At 58.9% G+C, this 20,177-nt stretch carries 18 protein-coding genes and 1 riboswitch; of the genes, 12 read left to right on the top strand and 6 right to left on the bottom strand.

The window, feature by feature from the left end; translation table 11 throughout:
• Positions 1-2: 2 nt before the first annotated feature.
• Positions 3-704: an FCD domain-containing protein gene (locus ABOK31_RS20885; protein WP_349960461.1), complete on the bottom strand. Its 702-nt coding sequence runs from the start codon at positions 702-704 to the stop codon at positions 3-5.
• Between the two features lie 137 nt (positions 705-841).
• Here ABOK31_RS20885 and ABOK31_RS20880 point away from each other — a divergent pair, with 137 nt between their 5' ends.
• Together ABOK31_RS20880 and ABOK31_RS20875 are read left to right on the top strand one after the other, a co-directional pair.
• Positions 842-2,137 carry an MFS transporter gene (locus ABOK31_RS20880; protein WP_349960458.1) on the top strand — a complete coding sequence of 432 codons (1,296 nt, stop codon included), beginning with the start codon at positions 842-844 and terminating at the stop codon, positions 2,135-2,137.
• Between the two features lie 10 nt (positions 2,138-2,147).
• Complete coding sequence (locus ABOK31_RS20875) at positions 2,148-3,050, top strand: dihydrodipicolinate synthase family protein (RefSeq protein ID WP_174181211.1); 903 nt, start codon at positions 2,148-2,150, stop codon at positions 3,048-3,050.
• A 7-nt stretch (positions 3,051-3,057) separates the two neighbouring features.
• Here ABOK31_RS20875 and ABOK31_RS20870 read toward each other — a convergent pair whose 3' ends face one another.
• Complete coding sequence (locus tag ABOK31_RS20870) at positions 3,058-3,804, bottom strand: FadR/GntR family transcriptional regulator (RefSeq protein ID WP_174181210.1); 747 nt, start codon at positions 3,802-3,804, stop codon at positions 3,058-3,060.
• Between the two features lie 125 nt (positions 3,805-3,929).
• Between ABOK31_RS20870 and ABOK31_RS20865 the strand changes: the two genes are divergently transcribed.
• Positions 3,930-5,651 (top strand): IlvD/Edd family dehydratase, encoded by a 1,722-nt coding sequence (locus tag ABOK31_RS20865; protein ID WP_349960455.1) that lies wholly within the window; start codon positions 3,930-3,932, stop codon positions 5,649-5,651.
• Positions 5,652-5,686: 35 nt separating this feature from the next.
• A complete protein-coding gene (locus ABOK31_RS20860; protein ID WP_349960453.1) occupies positions 5,687-6,991 on the top strand; it encodes an MFS transporter in 1,305 nt (434 codons plus the stop codon).
• 87 nt (positions 6,992-7,078) lie between these two features.
• Here the strand turns inward: ABOK31_RS20860 and ABOK31_RS20855 are convergent, their stop codons facing one another.
• Entirely contained in the window at positions 7,079-7,531 is a 453-nt protein-coding gene (locus ABOK31_RS20855) for a GNAT family N-acetyltransferase (RefSeq protein ID WP_349960451.1), read from the bottom strand.
• Positions 7,532-8,032: 501 nt separating this feature from the next.
• Here ABOK31_RS20855 and ABOK31_RS20850 point away from each other — a divergent pair.
• The 4 genes from ABOK31_RS20850 to dapF all read left to right on the top strand — a co-directional run bounded on the left by ABOK31_RS20850 (position 8,033) and on the right by dapF (position 11,930).
• Positions 8,033-8,659 carry a GNAT family N-acetyltransferase gene (locus ABOK31_RS20850; RefSeq protein ID WP_174181204.1) on the top strand — a complete coding sequence of 209 codons (627 nt, stop codon included), beginning with the start codon at positions 8,033-8,035 and terminating at the stop codon, positions 8,657-8,659.
• Between the two features lie 91 nt (positions 8,660-8,750).
• A complete protein-coding gene (locus ABOK31_RS20845; RefSeq protein ID WP_349960449.1) occupies positions 8,751-9,755 on the top strand; it encodes an LLM class flavin-dependent oxidoreductase in 1,005 nt (334 codons plus the stop codon).
• 18 nt (positions 9,756-9,773) lie between these two features.
• Positions 9,774-11,090 (top strand): LLM class flavin-dependent oxidoreductase, encoded by a 1,317-nt coding sequence (locus ABOK31_RS20840; protein WP_349960447.1) that lies wholly within the window; start codon positions 9,774-9,776, stop codon positions 11,088-11,090.
• A 39-nt stretch (positions 11,091-11,129) separates the two neighbouring features.
• Positions 11,130-11,930, top strand: a complete 801-nt coding sequence (gene dapF, locus ABOK31_RS20835) for a diaminopimelate epimerase (RefSeq protein WP_349960444.1) — start codon at positions 11,130-11,132, stop codon at positions 11,928-11,930.
• A 141-nt stretch (positions 11,931-12,071) separates the two neighbouring features.
• Here dapF and ABOK31_RS20830 read toward each other — a convergent pair whose 3' ends face one another.
• Entirely contained in the window at positions 12,072-12,620 is a 549-nt protein-coding gene (locus tag ABOK31_RS20830; protein ID WP_174181198.1) for a cupin domain-containing protein, read from the bottom strand.
• A gap of 143 nt (positions 12,621-12,763) precedes the next feature.
• On the opposite strand from ABOK31_RS20830, the gene ABOK31_RS20825 reads away from it, so the two are divergent.
• From ABOK31_RS20825 to ABOK31_RS20815, 3 genes are all read left to right on the top strand, one after another.
• Complete coding sequence (locus ABOK31_RS20825) at positions 12,764-14,098, top strand: aspartate aminotransferase family protein (RefSeq protein ID WP_349960442.1); 1,335 nt, start codon at positions 12,764-12,766, stop codon at positions 14,096-14,098.
• Positions 14,099-14,292: 194 nt separating this feature from the next.
• A riboswitch (cobalamin riboswitch) is annotated at positions 14,293-14,491 on the top strand.
• 222 nt (positions 14,492-14,713) lie between these two features.
• Entirely contained in the window at positions 14,714-15,904 is a 1,191-nt protein-coding gene (gene fdhA, locus ABOK31_RS20820) for a formaldehyde dehydrogenase, glutathione-independent (protein ID WP_349960440.1), read from the top strand.
• A 463-nt stretch (positions 15,905-16,367) separates the two neighbouring features.
• Positions 16,368-16,958: a hypothetical protein gene (locus tag ABOK31_RS20815; RefSeq protein WP_174181191.1), complete on the top strand. Its 591-nt coding sequence runs from the start codon at positions 16,368-16,370 to the stop codon at positions 16,956-16,958.
• Positions 16,959-17,401: 443 nt separating this feature from the next.
• Here ABOK31_RS20815 and ABOK31_RS20810 read toward each other — a convergent pair whose 3' ends face one another.
• Positions 17,402-18,004 carry an inorganic diphosphatase gene (locus ABOK31_RS20810; protein WP_349960437.1) on the bottom strand — a complete coding sequence of 201 codons (603 nt, stop codon included), beginning with the start codon at positions 18,002-18,004 and terminating at the stop codon, positions 17,402-17,404.
• A 105-nt stretch (positions 18,005-18,109) separates the two neighbouring features.
• Entirely contained in the window at positions 18,110-19,048 is a 939-nt protein-coding gene (locus ABOK31_RS20805) for a GlxA family transcriptional regulator (protein ID WP_349960435.1), read from the bottom strand.
• Positions 19,049-19,243: 195 nt separating this feature from the next.
• On the opposite strand from ABOK31_RS20805, the gene ABOK31_RS20800 reads away from it, so the two are divergent.
• On the top strand, positions 19,244-20,038 hold the full coding sequence (locus tag ABOK31_RS20800) for an SDR family oxidoreductase (protein ID WP_349960433.1): 795 nt from the start codon (positions 19,244-19,246) through the stop codon (positions 20,036-20,038).
• Positions 20,039-20,177: the final 139 nt, after the last annotated feature.

The following is a 20,177-nucleotide window of genomic DNA, read 5'->3' as shown; positions in this document are numbered from 1 at the left end:
GGCTATGGTCTCGCCTGCTCCCGCGCGTGTCCAAGAAAGCCCGACGTCCGGTCGAGAACGGCCTCCATGGCGTGTCTGGCGGCGATACTGTCGCCAGCGGCGATCGCTTCGGCGACTGCGGCATGGTTTTCGAGATTGGCCGCGAATGCCCCGACCGTATGTGGGAAAACAGCATCGAGAATGGATTCGATCGCCTGACGCAGGCTCTGCAGCACGGGATTATGTGTCGCGGCAAGGATCGACATATGAAAGGCCTTGTCGGCGGCGACGGCTGCGGTCGGATCCTTCTGGTCCCGCTCCATGCGGCGATAGGTATCGAGGATCGCCTGACGTTCCAGGTCGGTTGCCCGCAATGCCGCCAGTGCGGCGGCTCCGGGCTCGATGATCTGGCGGGCTTCGGCAAAAGCCATAAGTTCATCGTGCGAAATCCGGCCGCGCGACAACCATCCGATCAATTCCCCATCGAGCCACTGCCATTGCTCACGCGGCTCGACCCGTGTGCCCGTGCGTTGTCTGACGGTTACGAGACCCTTGGCTGACAATATCTTCGCCGCCTCGCGCACGACCGTGCGACTGACGCCGAATTCCTGCTCCAGTTCGCCTTCCGAGGGAAGATAGGCGCCGGGGAGGATTTGTCCGGACGCGATGCGGATGCCGAGGGCCTCCACGAGAGCTGTCGTCCTGTTCGGCTTTGTCTTCGTCATGCGTCAGTCCTTCACCCCCATCGCCAACGAGACCAATCAGAATGCGGTGACAAAAGCAAATAGCTTGTTGCCTCACAAACATCATATGTTAAAGGTATGATGTTTGTGAGGCGCTGATGAGCGCCGCGGAGGGGGAAATGAATTTCGATACCAATGCGGAGGCGGTCCGGCGCATCAATCTGCGCATCCTGCCGTTCCTGATGCTGCTTTATCTCGTCGCTTACATCGACCGATCCAATATCTCGGTCGCCGCGCTCGGAATGAATGAGGAGCTGGGCCTGACAAGCCAGATGTATGGGCTGGCGGCCGGCATATTTTTCGCGACCTATATCGTCTTCGAAATACCGAGCAACATGCTGCTGGCCCGCTTCGGCGCACGCCGCTGGATTGCACGTATCATGATCAGCTGGGGCATTATTGCTGCCGGCATGGCGTTCATATCCAACGCCTATCAGCTCTATGGAATGCGCCTCCTTCTCGGAGCGGCCGAGGCCGGCTTCACGCCGGGCATCATCTTCTATCTCGCGAAATGGTATCCGTCGCGCGACAGGGCGAACGCCATGTCCTTCTTCTATATCGGCGCAGCGCTTGCCTCGGTCATCGGCTTGCCGCTCTCCGGCCTGCTGCTCAATGCGCACGGCGTTCTCGGCCTGTCGGGGTGGCGCTGGGTGTTTCTGATCGAGGGCATTCCCGCCATCGTCTTGGGCTTCATCGTGTTGAAGTTTCTCCCCGATCGCCCGCGAGACGCGGCCTGGCTCACCGCCGAACTGCAGGATGGCCTCGAGCAGACAATCGCGGCCGAAGAGGAGAGGGCACCTGTCTCGCATCATGCGTCCTGGAGTGCTGCGTTTTCCAACGCACGCGTCTGGATGCTTGCTTTCTTCTGGCTGCTTCAGGCCTTTGGGACGATAGGCATCACGCTTTTCATGCCTCTGATCGTCAAGAACCTGTCCGGCGGCGGCAATCTGGCGGTGAGCCTGCTTTCAGCGGTGCCGTTTCTGGCCGCCTGCATCTTGATGTTCTTCAATAGCAGGCATTCGGATCGAACCGGCGAGCGCGCGCTTCATCTCGGGCTGCCGCTCACTCTTGCCGGCGTCTGCCTTCTCGGTGCGACCTATGCCGGCGATCCACACCTGGCCTATCTGCTGCTCGTTCTTTCGGTGGCACTCAACTGGGCGGTTATTCCGATCTTCTGGGCTGTCACCACCGAATTCGTCTCGGGGATTGCGGCTGCCGTATCGATCGCGCTCATCAACGCGCTTGCAAACGTCGCCGGTCTTGCCCTGCCGCCTGTCATTGGCTGGATCAAGGATTCGACCGGGAGCTATGATATCGCGCTGACATTAGTGGCTGCGGCACTCATCGCGGGTGGTCTTCTCGGCATTGCAATCGTCCGCACCGGCGTACCGGTCCTTCGGCTTTCAAAACGGTAAGGCATTCAAGATGGCATTCGAAGCTGAGAAACTGCATGGCATCCACGCGATCCTCTACGCCCTCTTCGATGGCGATGAGAAGCTCGACAGGATGGCGATGAAGCGGCAGACCGAGATTTGTGTGGCGGCAGGCGTGCATGGGCTTGCGGCGCTCGGCCTTGCCACCGAGGTTTCCAAATTGACGGTTGCGGAGCGCCGGACTGTGATGGACTGGCTGGCCGAGGACAATGCCGGCCGTCTGCCGCTTGCCTTCACGATCTTCGGCACGTCGGTCGCCGAACAGGTCGAGCAGGTGCGTCATGCGGAGAAGGTTGGTGCCGACTGGGTGATACTCCAGCCGCCGCCGGTCGGCTCTTTTGGAGCAAAGGAATATATCGACTTTTTTGGCCGCGTCGCGGACGCGACGAAGCTGCCGGTGGCGATCCAGAACGCCCCTGCTTTTCTCGGGCGCGGACTGACAGGGCCGGATCTCGCGGCGTTGCGGACTGTCCATCCCAATGTAAGGGTGCTGAAGGCAGAGGGCTCTGCCGTCGAGGTCAAGGCGCTGATGGAGGCGATCGGCGACGACGTACCTGTTTTCAACGGCCGAGGTGGCCTGGAATTGCTTGATGGGCTGCGGGCCGGTTGCGCCGGCTATATTCTTGCTCCGGATCTCATCGATTATGCGGTCAAGGCATATAACGCCTTTCGCGCCGGGGATGAGGCTCGCGCCGAGGAAATCTATCGCGCCATGCTCCCGTCCGCCGTTGCCGTCATGCAGGGGATCGAGCACCTGATGTGCTATGGCAAGCGGCTGTTCGCGGAGCGGGCGGGGCTCACGGTTTGGGATCGGGCGCCAGCGATGCGTCCGACGCCGTTCGGCGAGGAACTCGTCGCCTTGCATGCAAGGAGGCTCGGATCTTTCCGAAGCTGATCTGGTTCTAACTCTCGGACTGCGGCAGTTCCAGCTTCTGAACCTCCAGCGCCTCGCGCAGGAGGTTCTTCATCTGCTCGGCCGCGCCGGGGCCGTTGGCGCCGGCAATAGCCTCATAGACATTCTGGTGACGGCGTATCCAGCGTTCGTCTTCCTTTGCCGTCCGTTGCAGTCCCGCCTTGAAGACGTGTTTCAGCCCCGCCGAGATCAGCGACCCCAATGCCAAATAGAAGGCGTTGCCCGTCGCGGCCAAAATGGCGGTGTGAAACGCAAGATCATGCTCGATCTTTTCTTCTGCGGTCGAGGCAAGGGTCATGCCAAGCAGGGCATGTTTCATTTTCTGCAGCGTCTGCGGTGTCGCGCGCGCGGCAGCAAGCTCCGCCGCGGCCGGCTCGAAGGATTGCCGCAGTTCATAGAGGTCGATACGCGCCCGTTCGCTGCCGTTCTCCGCGCCGAGCCTCCATGCGAGAACCTGCGGATCAAGCAGAAGCCATTCCGAATGATCGGTCACTCTGGTGCCGCTTCTCGGGCGGCTTTCGAGAAGGCCCTTGGCCGACAGAATCTTGATGGCTTCCCGGATGACGGTACGCGACGTCCCGAAATGGTCGCAGAGCTCCTGCTCCGTTCCCACAGAAGCTCCCGCCGCAAGCCCGCCGCCGACGATCCGCTCGCCCAAAGCATGCACGATCGCGTCATGGTATCTTTTGTTCGTGCCGAGGCTTGCGTCGTCGGCATCCGAAGTCATCCCGGCCATCTGCTTTTCCCAAAAATCGAGACATGTCTAGCGTCTTCAGCCTGTGGTCACAAGCGCAACCGCGCTTGACCGCCTTTGTCTATTTGTATAACAAAAATATAAATCATAATACAAAAGAGGCAATCATGACCAAGGATTCAAAGCGTCGGTCGCAGGCGTGGTTCGGCGGAGTGGACAAGGATGGCTTCATCCATCGCTCGTGGATGAAGAATGGCGGTCTGCCCGATGATGTATTCGATGGCCGCCCCGTCATCGGCATCTGCAACACGTTTTCGGAATTTACGCCCTGCAACGCCCATTTCCGCGAGCTCGTCACGCATATCAAGGCGGGCGTCCTGGAAGCCGGCGGGTTGCCGCTCGAATTTCCGGTGTTCTCCTGCGGCGAATCCAACCTGCGTCCGACGGCGATGCTCTTCAGGAACCTCGCTTCCATGGATGTCGAAGAAGCGATCCGCGGCAATCCCATGGACGGCGTCATCCTGATGGCCGGCTGCGACAAGACCACGCCGTCGCTGCTGATGGGCGCGGCCAGTTGCGATCTGCCGACGATCGTCATTTCCGGTGGGCCGATGCTGAATGGCAATTTTCGCGGCAAGCCGATCGGCTCCGGCACGGATGTGTGGAAATTCTCCGAGGAGGTGAGGGCAGGCACCATGAGCCGGCAAGAATTCATGGATGCGGAAAGCGCCATGTCGCGCTCGCCCGGCCACTGCATGACGATGGGAACGGCATCGACCATGGCGTCGATGGTGGAAGCTCTTGGCGTTGCCCTGCCGACCAATGCGGCATGGCCCGCCGTTGATGCGAGGCGTGCGCGCCTCGCTCGCATGACCGGGCGCAGCGCCGTCGCCATGGTCAAGGAGGATATGCGGCTTTCGAGGGTTCTCACGCGGCAGGCGTTTGAGAACGCCATCAAGATCAATGGCGCGATCGGTGGGTCGACCAATGCCGTCGTTCATCTGCTCGCCATCGCTGGGCGTATCGGTGTCGACCTGTCGCTGGAGGATTGGGACAGGCTCGGCCGCGATGTCCCGACGATCGTCGACCTCATGCCGTCGGGAAAATACCTCATGGAGGATTTCTGTTATGCCGGCGGCATCCCTGCCGTGATGAAGGAAATCGCCGATCTTCTCCACCTCGACGCGCTCACGGTATCGGGGGGGAGTGTCGGAGAAAATATTGCCGATGTCGTCAATCACAATTCGGATGTCATCCGCAGCCGGTCAAATCCGCTCGTCGACCGCGGGGGAATTGCCGTCCTCAAGGGCAATCTTGCGCCTGATGGAGCCGTGCTCAAACCATCGGCTGCATCGCCGCATCTGATGCGTCATCGCGGCCGTGCCGTCGTCTTCGAAAATATCGAGGATTTCCATGCCAGGATCGACGATCCGAACCTTGATGTCGACGAGAATTCCGTTCTCGTTCTGAAGGGTGCCGGTCCGCGCGGCTATCCCGGCATGGCTGAGGTCGGCAACATGGCTTTGCCAAGCAAACTGCTGGAGAAAGGCGTGCGCGACATGGTGCGCGTTTCCGACGGCCGGATGAGCGGCACCGCCTATGGAACGGTGGTGCTGCATATATCGCCGGAAGCCGCCGCCGGCGGTCCGCTGGCGCTCGTCGAGCAAGGGGATTTTATCGCACTCGATGTCGAGGCCCGCACATTGGTTCTCGACGTGCCGGACGACGAGCTTGCAAGGCGGCGGGCGGCGTGGAAGGAGCCGGTGCCGCAAATGACCTCCGGATATCAGGGCCTTTACGTTCGAACGGTCATGCAGGCCGATACCGGCGCCGATCTCGATTTCCTGGTCGGAGGACGCGGCGCCAAGATCCCGCGCGAGAGCCACTAATTCATTTCGTTCAGAACCATAAAAGGAGGAGATCGATGGTTTCCGAAAAAGACCTCGTCGCCAAGATCACTTGGCGGTTGATGCCCTGGCTGGGCTTCCTGTACTTGATTGCTTACATCGACCGGCAGAATGTCAGTTTCGCAAAATTGCAGATGGTCGATGCGCTCGGCCTCAGCGAATATGCCTATGGGCTGGGAGCATCGCTGTTCTTCATCGGATATTTCATTTTCGAGGTGCCGAGCAATCTTCTGCTGACCAGGTTTGGTGCGAGCAAATGGTTCGCGCGTATCCTGGTATCATGGGGGATCGTAACCATCGCGCTCGCATTCACCGCCAATGCGACGATGTTCTACATTCTTCGCTTCCTGCTTGGTGTGTGCGAGGCAGGGTTCTTTCCCGGTGTGCTCTATCTCCTGACGCTTTGGTATCCGTCCGAACATCGCGGTAAGATGGTCGGCTTGTTCATGATCTTCAGCGCTGTCGCCAACGCCGTCGGCGCGCCACTGGGTGGAACTCTTCTCAGCCTCGATGGCCTGTTCGGGTTTGCAGGGTGGGAATGGGTCTTTCTTGCAACCGGTGTTCCTGCCGTGCTTGCTGGAATTGCCACGCTCTTTCTGCTTCCGGATAGGCCTGAACAGGCGGCTTTTCTCGGTAATTCGGAAAAGGCATGGCTGGCGCAGCGATTGGCATCGGAGGATGCGGGGATCGAGAGCCATGGCCGCAATCCACTTGCCACGCTATTGGATGCCAGGGTGCTGCTCATGTCCATCTGCTTCATCGGCTTTCCGCTATCTGCGTATGGGTTGAGCTATTGGTTGCCGACGATCGTCAAGAGCTTTGGGGTCGATAGCCTGACGAATGGATTTCTCAACATCATTCCATGGGTTCTGGTCGCGATAGGCCTTTATGTCGTACCGGCTGCGGCTGCCCGATCCAGATCGCAAACCCCATATATTGTCGGGCCTGCTGTGGTCGGTATTATCTGCCTCGTCGCATCCGCCGTTCTAGCCAATCATGCGCTGCAATTTGCCTTCCTGTGTCTGGCGGCAGCGGGGATCTTTGCGGGGCAACCTGTCTTCTGGAGCTTGCCGTCGAAATTCCTGAAGGGGGCAGGCGCGGCAGCGGGATTGGCGGTGATAAATTCCGTGGGCAATCTTGGCGGCTTTATCGCACAGAATGTTGTCCCATGGATCCGGGACGCGACAGGCAGCGCCACCGCACCGATGTTCTTCCTGGCTTTCTGCCTGGCGATCACGGCTCTGCTGGTTCTGCTTGTCCAATATTCCATCTCGCGCAAGGACGCATCGCACGTTCCCGGAAGCATGATCGGGAGAGTGTGACGGCACGAAGCCGACAGCGATGGATAGGCGCCGTGATCTCTGCATCTCGCAAGGGCCACGGCGCGGCAAACCCTTGCGGTACGCGCCTCAGAGGACTTTCTTGAAACCGATGTGGCTGGCGACAAATCCCAGCTGTTCATAGAAGCGGAGTGCCGCCGAGCGTGACTTGTCACTCGTCAATTGCACCAGAAAGCAACCTCTCGAACGGCAATAGTCAAATGCCCATTCGAACGTCTGCTTGCCAATCCCCTTGCCCTGATGGGAAGCAGCGATCCTGACGCCCTCGATCTGCCCTCGCAGCGCGCCTAATCTCGATATGTTGGGAATGATCGTGATCTGGAAGGTGCCGATGACGCTGCCACTGTCGGTCACAACAGCCAGAAATTGATTGGGATCGGCATCAATCGCGGCGAAGGCTGTTCGATAGGCATCTGGGACAGGAAGGCTTGTATCTTCTCTGCCTGCGCCGAGATCGTCTTCTGCAAGTAGTGCGATGATCGCCTGAAGGTCGGCGTCGTTCGCTCTTCTAAATTCGACCACTTGGTTTGCGCTCCTTCCATATCGATCGCATCGAAATCCATATTGCCATGCTGCTTGGCTGGCCTATGGATGCTCAAAGATTTAAGGGAGATCAACAGGAATGGCGATTTCGATTTTCCGGCATCGTCCGTCTGCCCATCCATCGAACAGCACCGTGGTCCATCGGAAGGCCACGCAGGGCCCAGCGGATGTCCACGTGCGGACGCAGATTTCAAGCCGCCGATTTGCGCTTTGTTGCGGGAGCCTCGAACAGATGGGCTCGAGCCTCTCTGGCGGCATAATTCGATGATATAATCTATAATTTTAATAGACAAATGAATCGGGCAATGATGTTTCAATCATCGACCGCACAATGAAAGATCGTGCCGTGCGAAGCGGACCATCAATCATGCATGCTCTGCGTGCGAAGCGCTGAGCGGAGTTTACAGAGTGGTCGGCAAGATCGGTGATCCTGACGACCGCCCCCGGGCAGCCTTCAGAACATTGTTTGGAGGCATATGCATGAGCGATATCATCGTCCGGTCGTCATTGCTGGATCCGGCGGCAGAACCGCTGATCGATGGCCTTGCCAGCGAGTATGATGGCAGATATGGCGCCGCCAGCCGTCCGGGCGGCGCACGCGCGGAAATCATGCGCTATCCGAGCGCCCTGTTTGCACCGCCGCTTGGCGATTTTCTCCTGCTGCAGCGTGGCGGCAAAACCATTGCCGGCGGCGCCTTCATGAGCCACGACGATGAAACCGCTGAGTTCAAACGGATATGGGCGCATCCGGATCTCCGGCGTCAGGGATTGGCGCGCCGCATCATGATCGCGCTTGAGGAGAGTGCTGGGCAACTCGGCTATAGCCGGGCCTATCTTAGCACCGGCTTTCGTCAACCGGAGGCCGTAGCCTTCTATCTGTCGCTCGGCTATCGTCCCCTTTTCGACCCGACTGTCGACCCGAGCTTCTATCGCTCTCTGCCTTTCGAAAAGCACATTGGCAAAAGGACGGGCGAACCCGGTTTAACGCCGATCTATCCGCCCGCAGCCTCTTTCGAGGAGGCCACGGCGCGCGTGACTGCGCTGAAGGCTACGCAGGAGCAGCTCATCATTGCCCGTCTGGCGGCTCGCGAAACTTCTGCTGCCTGACGGCATGGCACCTCCGATGGCGATCGGCAAACCCTGGGAAGCAACGGGGGCCGCCTTCGGGGTTCATAATCATCACGAAACAGGATTTCACATGACGCATCCAAATGGCCTCAGGGTCGGCATCGGGTTAGATGTTGCTGCGCAATCCCGCACTCCGCGCGATGTTCAGAAAAATTTCTGGCGGGCGTTTGTCGCGCGTTTCGACACGGTTGTTGATTTCGTGACGCTGGAAGATGGTTTTGCCCGTCCCGACGGTGACGGGCTGGATGCCGTGCTACTCGCCAATTGGCTCGCAGCGGGCAGCAGCAATATCGGAATCATCCCCGGCGCGGCAGCCAATTTCCTCGAGCCGTTTCATGTTTCGACCGCCATCGCGACGCTGGATTTCGTGAGCGAGGGCCGGGCGGGTTTCCTGGTTCAGCAATATGATGGGTTGAGAGCCGTGCATGCCCGGCAAGCCATCGGTGCCCTCAATGGCTTTCCTGTAACGGAGGGTTCGGCCTTGCGTCAGGATGGGCTTGATGTTGTCGATGTCGTTCGTGGCTTATGGGACAGCTGGGAAGATGGAGCGATCATTCGAGACAGGGAAAGCCAGCGTTTTCTGGATGGCTCGAAGCTGCATTACATCAATTTCAAAGGCAGCGGCTTTCAAGTTCTCGGTCCTTCGATCACGCCGCGCCCGCCTCAGGGGCAGCCAGTGGTCGCGGCAGCTTATCGTCACGGGGATGATCCGTCCCTCGCCTCGGCTGCCGATGTCGTCTTCCTCCATCCGGATAGCCCCGACATTGCCACTGTCGTCGCAACTATCCGCTCTGCGGACGAGACTAGGGCGCGGGCATTCATCGCCGACGTCGTCATCGATGCCGCGCCGAAATCGGTCGACGACTATGTGGCGCAACTTGGCGAGTTCGCCGGGTCGGATATCGCCGGTATTCGCCTCGTTCTCAGCGATCCGGCGGCGCAGGCGGCATATGTGATCGACGAGCTTATTCCGGCGCTGAGGAGCCGCTCGTCTGTTGGCCCGGTCGCTACGGGTCCGTTGAGAGGTCGATTTGGCCTGCCGGCAGCCGGCAATCGCTATACCGATGCAGCCTGAATTTCCAAGGAGAGCCCCATGACGAAGAAGCAGGTAATTCTTGGAGCCCAATTTCCCGGCGTCAATAACTTCACAGTCTGGAGCGATCCGGCTGCAGGAAGTCAGATCGAGTTTTCGTCCTTCCGCCATTTTGCCGAAACGGTCGAGCGAGGAAAGTTCGACTTCATATTTCTGGCGGAAGGCTTGCGCATCCGCGAGCAGAAGGGGCGCTTTCACGAGCTGGATGTTGCAGGCCGCCCGAATACGCTTGCCATTCTGACCGCGCTTGCCTCGATTACCGAACATGTCGGCCTGATCGGCACGCTGACGACCACCTTCAATGAGCCGTATGTATTGGCCCGACAATTGGCGACGCTGGATATCCTGTCGGGCGGACGCGCCGGCTGGAATGTCGTCACTTCACCCGACGCTTTTACCGGCGCGAATTTTCGTCGCGCGGACCACCTTCCCCATGAGCAGCGCTACGAACGCGCCCGCGCGTTCATCGAAGCCGCGCAAAGCATATGGGGCGGCGGGGAGTTTTCGATCCGGTCGAGATATTTCGATATCGTCGGGCGGTCCGGACTTGAGCGGTCGCCACAAGGCGCTCCTGTCATTGCTCAGGCTGGAGATTCCGATGAGGGAAGAGAGTTTGCGGCTCGCCATGCCGACCTGATCTACTCCCGCCATGGCTCGCTTGAGGCTGGGCAAGCCTTCTATGCAGATGTAAAGAAGCGTTTGGCGAAATATGATCGCAGCCATGACGCTTTGAAAATCCTGCCTGGGGCCAATTTCGTTATAGGTGACACACAGGAGGATGCAGACGAGAAGCAGAAAGCGATACGCCTGCAACAGGTCAGTCCAAAGAGTGCGATCGTGTTTCTCGAACAGGTTTGGAACAGGGATCTCTCAAGCTACGATCCGGATGGGCCGCTACCGGATATCGATCCGGATGTTTCCGGAGAGAGCCTGGTTCAAGGCCGCGCCAGCAATCAGGATATCAAACGGCGGCTGGATACGGCGCGGTCATGGCGCGAGATTGCCGAGCGGGATCGCCTTAGCATCCGCGAACTTGCCATCCGTGTTACCGCTCGAAAGCAGTTCGTCGGAACGCCGGAAAGCATCGCCGACGAGATCAATCGCTATGTGCAAGCCGACGCTGCGGACGGCTTCGTCTTTGCGCCGCACCTGACGCCCGGCGGTTTTGACGAATTCGTCGATAAGGTCGTGCCGGTTTTGCAGGAGCGCGGTGTCTATCGCAGGGAATATGCCGATGCGGCCCTTCGCTCCAATCTTGGCCTGCCGGATCCGACGGAAGAAAGCCGGTCGCTGCGGCATCTTTCCCAGACCGCGTGATAGGCTCTACCAGCTCAATATTTCGAAATCGGCCGACTGATGTCATTCACCTTTGAGAAAATGCATGCCAATGGAGATGACTTCATCATTGTCGATTGCCGTGGACAAGCGCCGTTCATCGATGAAGAGATCGTCCGGCGTCTCGGCAATCGCAATCGTGGAATAGGATTCAATCAGCTAGCGGTCATGACCGATTGTGCGGATGCGGCCGCCCGCCTTGCCTTCTGGAATCCCGACGGCTCGACGCTGGATGCTTGCGGCAGCGCCACGCGCGGGGCTGCATGGAAGCTGATGCGGGAAGCGCGCTCTTCCAGAGTTGTGTTGAGAACCGAGCGGGGGCTCCTGACCTGTGCTCAGGCGGAAGATGGCTTGATATCGGTCGATATGGGCGAGCCTCTTCTTCATTGGACGGACGTCCCGCTTACAGAGGAGATTGACACCCTCCGGCTGCCGCTGGATGGCAGTCCAGCCGCTTGCAGTATGGGGAATCCACATTGCACCTTCTTTGTTGAAGACGTGGAGGCGGTTCGCATCGAAGAGCGCGGTGCGGCGGTGGAGAGGCATCCTCTCTTTCCGCTAGGAACCAACGTTCACTTCGTGCAGGTGATAGATTCCACACGGATTCGGCTTCGAATATGGGAGCGCGGCGGCGGCATTTCGCCCGGCTCGGGGTCGTGTACCTGCGGTGGCGTGGTCAACGGAATCCGGCGTGGCCTCTTGAGCAATTTCGTGGAGGTCGAATGTGATGGCGGCCTCTTGAAGGTGGCATGGAATGGTGCCGGTGGCGTATTGCTGACAGGGCCTGTTGAACCGGCGTTTCAGGGTACCTGGTTGACGTAACACCGGGCAAAACTGATGCGGCGTGCCCGAGCAGGCCCTCCGGTTTCGCCTCCCGGTTTCGCACGAGATGCTCGACCTCGACATCTGCGTCTCTTCCCGCGGTCGATCGCGAATGATCGGCCGTAGCCGGCTTTTCGCTCACTAAAAGCTCGGCGGCGTGCAAGCGCTGATGACCTCGCAGGGATATGGCCCGACGCAGCGGAAGCGATGCGGGCGACGGCTTTCGAAGTAGTAGGCGTCGCCTGGGCCGAGAATGCGGCGTTCGTCGTCCACTGTCACCTCCAGGCGGCCGGAGAGGACGATGCCGCCTTCCTCTCCCTCATGCACCAGCGGCACCTTGCCGGTATCGGCGCCTGGCTGATAGCACTCCTTCAGGATCTGAAGGCTGCGGCCGAAGAGGTTTTCGCCGATCTGGCGATAGGAAATCGGCCCCTTGCCGATCTCGACCAGTTCCTCGGCCGCATAGAAGGCCTTTTTCGGCGCTTCCGGTTCGAAAGCGAAGAATTCGGCAAGGCCGATCGGGATGCCGTCGAGAATGCGTTTCAGCGCGCCGACGGATGGATTGGCCGAATTGGATTCGATCAGCGAGATCGTCGAATTGGTGACGCCCGCCCGCTTGGCGAGTTCACGTTGGGAGAGGTTGCGTGCCAGGCGCAGATGACGCAGGCGATTGCCGATATCGACGGACATTGCGGTCTCGAGTTTCAGATGTTCGAAATATCGAAAACATCTCATGTGAAATAAGCAAAATCAATGGCTTAAATTCAGGGAGAAAAGGACTTGTTCGGACCAGGAAAATCGCTGATGTCAGAAGCAGCGCAATGGAGGCGATAATGGACAAGATCACCCATCCCAACACCCCTGTTCTCGACAATTTCTGGATGCCGTTCACAGCAAACCGGCAGTTCAAGGCCGCCCCGAGGCTGCTCGCCGCCGCTGATGGCATGTATTATACCGATGTCGACGGCAACAAGGTGCTCGACGGGACGGCGGGCCTCTGGTGCGTCAACGCCGGCCACGGCCGCAAGAAGATCGCACAGGCGGTCGAGCGGCAGTTGTCGACCATGGATTTCGCCCCGACCTTCCAGATGGGACATCCCATTGCCTTCGATTTCGCCGCAAAGCTCGCCGCGCACGCGCCGGGTGGGCCTGAGGCTGGGCTCGACCGTGTGTTCTTCACGGGCTCCGGTTCTGAATCCGTCGACACCGCGCTCAAGATCGCCATCGCTTATCAACGCGCGATCGGGCAGGGCACGCGCACTCGCATCATCGGCCGCGAGAAGGGTTATCATGGCGTCGGTTTCGGCGGAATTTCAGTCGGCGGTCTCGTCAACAACCGCCGCGTTTTTCCGCAGATTCCTGCCGATCACATGCGTCATACGCTTGATATCGAGCGCAACGCCTTCAGCAAGGGCCTTCCGGCCCATGGCATCGAGCTTGCTGAAGATCTGGAACGGCTGGTCGCGCTGCACGGGGCTGAAACGATCGCAGCCGTCATCGTCGAGCCGATGTCCGGTTCCGCCGGCGTCATCCTGCCGCCGAAGGGCTATCTGGAGCGGCTGCGCGCCATCGCCGACAAATATGGCATCCTGCTGATTTTTGATGAAGTGATCACCGGTTTCGGCCGCCTCGGCACCCCGTTTGCGACCGAGTATTTCGGCGTGGTCCCCGATCTCGTCACGACAGCAAAAGGCATCACCAACGGCACGATACCGATGGGCGCCGTCTTTGCCAGCCGCAAGGTCTATGATGGCCTGATGACCGGCCCGGAAAACCAGATCGAGCTCTTCCACGGCTATACCTATTCCGGCCATCCGGTCGCTTGCGCCGCCGGACTCGCGACCATGGAAATCTACGAGGAAGAAGGCCTGCTGACGCGTGCAGCCGAGCTTGCCGAGGACTGGCAGAACGCCCTGCATTCGCTGAAGGGTCTGCCGCATGTGGTCGATATCCGCAATCTCGGTCTCGTCGGCGCCGTCGAACTCGCCTCGCGTGATGGTGCTCCCGGCACGCGCGCCTACGACGTCTTTGTCGATTGCTTCCAGAAGGGCCTGTTGATCCGCGTAACCGGCGATATCATCGCGCTCTCTCCGCCACTCATCATCGAGCGGGCTGAGATCGAAACGATCGTCTCCGTGCTTGGCGATGCGCTGAAGCGGGCAGCTTGATAATCTCTGAGCCTGACCGATGTGGATAGCGTCGGTCAGGCTCGATTCGTGAAGTGCTGTGATCGCTTCTGTCCTTGCCGCGACATGATCGCTGGCAGCGGTTTGTCATTTTGCCATATGGAATGAAAGCGCCTCATGTCGCCCAGCAGAGCGATGATGTCGTTTTTTCATGCGCAACACGGTTCCTCCCGTGATCTTCTGGACATGTTCAAGGTGCCATCGGGAAGCGCCCGACGGATAATTGGGAAACCGGTCAGAAGCCGGTGCTGCCCCCGCAACGGTAGCGGACCGAATATCTCGATCGATGCCACTGGCAGAAGTGCCGGGAAGGTGTCGAGATGTCCGAAAGGACAGGTCCAAGCCCGGAAACCAGCCTTGACGGCAGGCTTGACTGATCGCGGTGGGCGATCGAGAGGTGAATGCGGGTTCCCTGGGATCACCCCGTTCCAATCTCGCGCAGCTTCCTGTCAGTCATGCTTGCGCCGGCCGGGATGCCGCGAAAGCTGCTGCTCCCGAGACCGATTTTGCTGCCGTTCAGCCCGTTGAGGAGCGGGCCGATCCGAAGAGGTCCGACATTCGGGCAATCATCAAGCGTTCAATCAAGGAGGAGATGGCATGACTGGGAACAGAGGCGTCGTCTATATGCGGCCCGGCAAGGTCGACGTGCGCGATATCGACGATCCGAAGCTGGAGGCGCCGGACGGCAGACGCATCGAACATGGTGTGATCCTGAAGGTGATCTCCACGAATATCTGCGGCTCCGATCAGCACATGGTTCGTGGTCGCACGACTGCGATGCCCGGCCTCGTGCTCGGGCATGAGATCACCGGACAGATCATTGAAAAGGGTATCGATGTCGAGATGCTCGATGTCGGCGACATCGTCTCGGTTCCGTTCAACGTTGCCTGCGGCCGTTGCCGTTGCTGCAAGTCGCAGGACACCGGCGTCTGCCTGACGGTCAATCCGTCGCGCGCCGGCGGCGCCTATGGCTACGTCGACATGGGCGGCTGGATTGGCGGCCAGGCGCGCTACGTGATGGTGCCTTATGCGGATTTCAATCTGTTGAAGTTCCCGGATCGAGACAAGGCCATGGCGAAGATCCGTGATCTGACCATGCTTTCCGACATTCTGCCGACGGGCTTTCACGGAGCCGTTCGTGCGGGCGTCGGGGTGGGTTCTACGGTCTATGTCGCAGGTGCAGGGCCGGTCGGTCTGGCTGCTGCTGCTTCCGCTCGTATCCTGGGTGCCGCCGTCGTCATGATCGGTGACTTCAACAAGGATCGTCTTGCACATGCAGCCAAGGTCGGTTTCGAGCCCATCGATCTTTCCAAGAGCGATCGTCTGGGCGATATGATCGCGGAAGTCGTCGGCACCAATGAAGTGGATAGTGCGATCGATGCAGTCGGTTTCGAGGCGCGCGGTCATTCGGGCGGGGAGCAGCCCGCGATCGTGCTCAATCAAATGATGGAGATTACACGAGCCGCTGGTTCGATCGGCATTCCCGGACTGTATGTGACGGAGGATCCTGGTGCCGCAGACAGTGCTGCCAAGCAAGGCAGCCTGTCTCTGCGCTTTGGTCTCGGCTGGGCGAAAGCGCAATCCTTCCATACGGGTCAGACGCCGGTGCTGAAGTACAATCGCCAGCTCATGCAGGCGATCCTGCACGACAGGTTGCCGATTGCCGATATTGTCAACGCCAAGATCATTTCACTCGAAGATGCGGCACAAGGATATGAGAGTTTCGATCAAGGTGCTGCAACGAAGTTCGTGCTCGATCCGCATGGCGAGCTGACAAAGGCAGCGTAGAGAAGAAGAACGCACAGGATCACGGAGTGATCCCGAAGTGAATGCAGACCGAGGGCGGAGATTGGTATCTCCGCCCTCGGTGTCGTAGTGGCGAACGCATATGAGTTTGCCGGACAACAAATGGCGGCAAGAGCCAGAGAAGGCATCAATTGCCCATCCATACACCCGCAGGTTTGTGCACCGCCATAGAGCATTTCAAGCAAGTATGCGCCGCAGCACGTCTTGCCGACGTTTCAGATCATGTTTGAAAATGGCTGGTCGGGTCGGAAAATCCGCGAAATTTGGGCGCCCCTGGTCTCCAGAGGTGGCTGCAGAGGCCAATTATCGATAATAATGACGTATTATGTTGCCATTATACATCTATCCTTTACATATATGCGGGCATCCATGCGGAGGAGCTTCGTCATCGCTTCCCAAGCAACGGCGGCTTGACAAAGAACGCTAACCTGAAGAGATCGGATCAATGGCAAACTTTCTTGAGAAATGGACTTCAAAAAAGGCTGATAAGCCGAAGGCTGGCGCACGCAATGTTGTTGATACATTTCGTGCTCGAGTAGCGGAACAGAAGGCATATCTGGAGGAGTACGAGCGAGACGCGGCAGGTTTCAAGAAGTGGCGCTCCACTTGGTTTCAGCGCGTTCCCGGTGGCTTTGGCGTGACCGTCGGTCGTGACTCCGTCAACGCCGGTCGTGGATTGAGCTATGTTGTTGTCGACGCGATCAAGGACGTGGCCGAGTTTCTCGATGATCTCGCCTATCACGCAGAGCATGATGCCGGCTTCCGGCAGGCCCTCGAGCAGAACCGCCAGCGTCGCGTCGCACTTCTGAATGCGGCAAAGACCGGAGGCAAGGCAGCGACGTCGAAGGCCAAAGCGAAGGCTACCAAGCCCGCCGCAACGGCAAAGTCGGCCGCCGTCAAGCCTGCTGCTACCAAGGCAGCACCGAAGGCTACTCGGGCAAAGGCTGCTTCCGTAGCTGCTCCCGCACCGGCTGCTGCAGAGGCAGCAAAGCCGAAGCGCACGCGTAAGACGAAGGCTGCAGGCGCAGCAGAATAAGATCAGAAAGCCCGCTTCATGCGGGCTTTTTCTTGGCTTGAAACATGCTCATGTCATCGAAGATGTATGGCAGCGCCATCGAACAAGCATTATGGCGGATGTATCCTTGACATTGCCGGTCCCAAGAGTTGGACCGAACTGGAAGAGAGATACGAACCTAATGAGATGACTATGCGGTTATTGGTGCTGATGGATTGGCCGAAACTCTGTACCGCATCAGATCAAACCTGCGGATAGTTGATTGATACGGCCGACAGACTACGCATCATATCGTTGTAACGAGTGCTTCGAGGCGACGGTGTTAGGCTGCGACAGGCAACACGCTGAGCGAACCTCTCTTTGAGCTGACCGATCGTGGGGGCGCAATGACGCTCGGCTCTAAGAAGGTTCATTCCGTACCATGCAGCAGAAGGAGCGGCATATGCCGCCCCTTCCGGTCGATTTCACTTTTTCTCGCTATAGGCCTTGATGGCAGCGGCGACTTCGTTCTTCGCCGCTTCCGCATTGTCGAAGCCACCGACTTCGACGACTTTTCGGGCGTCCGGAAGCTGTTTGTAGACACGGAAGAATGCCTGCAGCCGGTCCTGCTCCAGCTTCGGAAGATCGGAGATCTCCTTGATGCCGTCATAGGTCGGATCGATCTTCGTGGTGGGTACGGCAACGATCTTGTTGTCGACCTCGCCACCGTCGATCATCTTCAGCACGCCGATTGCGCGTACGCGGACGATGGCGCCGGGAACGATCGGTTCGCGCGTATAGACGATGGCGTCGAGCGGATCGCCGTCGCCGCCGAGCGAGCTGGTGATGGAACCATAGTTTGCCGGGTAGGCGACCGGCATGGACTGGAAGCGGTCGACGACGATGTGGCCGGTCTTGGCATCGATTTCATATTTGGTGAAGCTGCCGGCAGGAATTTCGATAGCGGTGTAGAATTCCCGGCTCTCGTCCTTCGGCTGAGGATAGTCGATATAGGACACGTAGTCGGCTGCCGAAGCAATGCTGCTGGACAGGATCGTCATTGCAATGACGGAGATAAGCTTTTTCATATACGCCCCCGCGTTAAGGTTGAACGCTATCGCCCTAATCAGGGGTTGTTACGGGCTTGTGACATAGATCAGCGAATGCACAGCTAAGTGCCCATGGTTCAGCATCTACCCGAATGCGCGAACATTGCGGCGGATCGTCTGCGGTGGTTGGCCGAGCACGCGCAGGAAAGCGCGGCGCATGCGCTCGCGATCGGCAAAGCCGACTTCGATGGCGATTTCGTCCATCGAATGGCGGCCGTCTTCGATCATCAGCCGTGCCGCCTCCACCCGCATGTTCTCGATCGCCTTGGCGGGGGACTGGCCGGTTTCGCTGCGAAAGATGCGGTTGAACTGACGTGGACTGAGGCTTGCCGCTTCCGCCAGCTCCTCGACCGATACGATCTTGCGCAGGTTTCGTCCGGCAAAATCGAGCGCGCGTTGAACACGGTCGGATTTCGGTTCCAGCTCGAGAAGCGTCGAAAATTGCGACTGGCCGCCGGCGCGACGATGATAGACGACGAGCTTTCGGGCTACGGTTCGCGCCAGTTCCTCGCCGTGATCCTTCTCGATCATCGCAAGGGCGAGATCGATGGTGGCGGTCATGCCCGCCGATGTCCAGATGGCCCCGTCGATGATGAAGATCTTGTCTTCATCGACCTTGAGGGCGGGAAAACGATCCCGCAGCTCGCGCGCGAAAACCCAATGTGTCGTTGCGCGGCGGCCATCGAGCAGGCCAGCTTCAGCCAAAGCAAAGGCGCCGGTGCACGGAGCCGCGACGCGACGGGCGGATTTTGCAGCCCGACGGATATAGTCGAGGATCGCGGGAGACGTGGATGAAACTTCTGTCGCGGCGCCGATGAAAAGAGAATCGAATGCAGTCTCGCCAAATGCCTCCGTTTCGACGCTGAACCCTGCCGACGAGCGTACGTGCCCTCCTGTCTCCGATAGCAGCGTCACACGATAGAGCTCCCTCCCGCTCGCCAGATTTGCAACCTCGAAGGCAGTCACCGCGGTAAATCCCATGACCTGAAAGCCGGGGAAGACGAGAAATCCAATGGAATGCATGGCAAAACTCACGGCTGGAAAAGGTGTTTATAGCACTTATCGGTCGCAAACGGCATCAACTTTCTACGGTTCCGGCCATTGGTCAGCATTTTGAATGTCTGAAAACGTGGTGAATATGACATTTGGGTCATCGGCATTCGAGCGTATTGTCATTGTAGGCGGGATAACGACACCGCAGGACAAGGAATGGAAACAATGACAAATTCATCGGGCAAGGCATTGGTAACGGGCGCGTCTTCGGGCATCGGCGCCGTCTACGCGCATCGGCTCGCCCATCGGGGCTTCGATCTCATTCTGGTGGCACGCAATGAAGAGCGGCTTTCGGTGATCGCATCTCGGCTTCGTGCCGAGACGGGCCGCAAAGTCGAAGTGATCGCCGCAGACCTCGGCTCCGCGGGCGGGCTGCGTCGTGTGGAGCATGTGTTGAAAACGGATGAAGCGATCACGCTTCTCATCAATAATGCCGGCTTTGGCGGGGCGGCACCCTTGCTGGAGGCTGATGTCGACAAGATGCAGCAGATGATTGATCTGAATGTCACTGCGCTCATGCGGCTCACTTACGCAGCAGTGCCAGGCCTGGTTCAGCGTGGCGGCGGCTCCATCATCAATATCGCGTCGATCGTTGCAATCGCACCGGAATTGCTGAATGGCGTTTATGGTGGCACGAAAGCCTTCGTCCTCGCCTTCAGCCAGTCCCTGAAGCATGAGCTGGCGGACAAGAATATTCGCATACAGGCCGTTCTGCCAGGCGCGACCGCAACGGAGTTCTGGGCAGTTGCCGGTATCTCCGTCGAGCATCTGCCATCGGAGATCGTCATGTCCACCGAAGACATGGTCGATGCCGCGCTGGTTGGCTTTGATCAGGGAGAATTGGCGACGATCCCCTCGCTCGAAGATGTCGATCTGCAGAAGGCTTATGAAGATGCGCGGCAGACCTTGAAGCCCAACTTGTCGCGGTCTGCTGCAGCTCGACGTTATCAAGTGAAGTAAGAATCTGTCGAATGAACAGGGTGGCCGGCATTCACATCATGCCTGCCGGTCATTCAAAAGCCATAAAACTGGTGAGGTTCGGAAAGGCAAGACGGGTCGACATGATCCAAGCATCGGCTGCATGGCATATCAGGTGATA

Origin of the sequence: Rhizobium sp. ZPR4, from assembly GCF_040215725.1 — a bacterium.
Taxonomy (GTDB): Bacteria; Pseudomonadota; Alphaproteobacteria; order Rhizobiales; family Rhizobiaceae; genus Rhizobium; species Rhizobium rhizogenes_D.
The sequence above is the reverse complement of the archived record's forward strand: the minus strand, read 5'-3'. Positions and strand labels throughout refer to the sequence as shown.

Bases quoted from the DNA above. Each gene is read 5' to 3' on its own strand.
- ABOK31_RS20845 (WP_349960449.1), top strand. From the start codon at position 8,751: ATGACGCATCCAAATGGCCTCAGGGTCGGCATCGGGTTAGATGTTGCT.
- ABOK31_RS20825 (WP_349960442.1), top strand. From the start codon at position 12,764: ATGGACAAGATCACCCATCCCAACACCCCTGTTCTCGACAATTTCTGG.
- ABOK31_RS20865 (WP_349960455.1), top strand. From the start codon at position 3,930: ATGACCAAGGATTCAAAGCGTCGGTCGCAGGCGTGGTTCGGCGGAGTG.
- ABOK31_RS20815 (WP_174181191.1), top strand. From the start codon at position 16,368: ATGGCAAACTTTCTTGAGAAATGGACTTCAAAAAAGGCTGATAAGCCG.
- ABOK31_RS20840 (WP_349960447.1), top strand. From the start codon at position 9,774: ATGACGAAGAAGCAGGTAATTCTTGGAGCCCAATTTCCCGGCGTCAAT.
- ABOK31_RS20810 (WP_349960437.1), bottom strand. From the start codon at position 18,004: ATGAAAAAGCTTATCTCCGTCATTGCAATGACGATCCTGTCCAGCAGC.
- ABOK31_RS20860 (WP_349960453.1), top strand. From the start codon at position 5,687: ATGGTTTCCGAAAAAGACCTCGTCGCCAAGATCACTTGGCGGTTGATG.
- ABOK31_RS20830 (WP_174181198.1), bottom strand. From the start codon at position 12,620: ATGTCCGTCGATATCGGCAATCGCCTGCGTCATCTGCGCCTGGCACGC.
- ABOK31_RS20805 (WP_349960435.1), bottom strand. From the start codon at position 19,048: ATGCATTCCATTGGATTTCTCGTCTTCCCCGGCTTTCAGGTCATGGGA.
- ABOK31_RS20870 (WP_174181210.1), bottom strand. From the start codon at position 3,804: ATGGCCGGGATGACTTCGGATGCCGACGACGCAAGCCTCGGCACGAAC.
- ABOK31_RS20875 (WP_174181211.1), top strand. From the start codon at position 2,148: ATGGCATTCGAAGCTGAGAAACTGCATGGCATCCACGCGATCCTCTAC.
- dapF (WP_349960444.1), top strand. From the start codon at position 11,130: ATGTCATTCACCTTTGAGAAAATGCATGCCAATGGAGATGACTTCATC.
- ABOK31_RS20850 (WP_174181204.1), top strand. From the start codon at position 8,033: ATGAGCGATATCATCGTCCGGTCGTCATTGCTGGATCCGGCGGCAGAA.
- ABOK31_RS20885 (WP_349960461.1), bottom strand. From the start codon at position 704: ATGACGAAGACAAAGCCGAACAGGACGACAGCTCTCGTGGAGGCCCTC.
- ABOK31_RS20800 (WP_349960433.1), top strand. From the start codon at position 19,244: ATGACAAATTCATCGGGCAAGGCATTGGTAACGGGCGCGTCTTCGGGC.
- fdhA (WP_349960440.1), top strand. From the start codon at position 14,714: ATGACTGGGAACAGAGGCGTCGTCTATATGCGGCCCGGCAAGGTCGAC.
- ABOK31_RS20880 (WP_349960458.1), top strand. From the start codon at position 842: ATGAATTTCGATACCAATGCGGAGGCGGTCCGGCGCATCAATCTGCGC.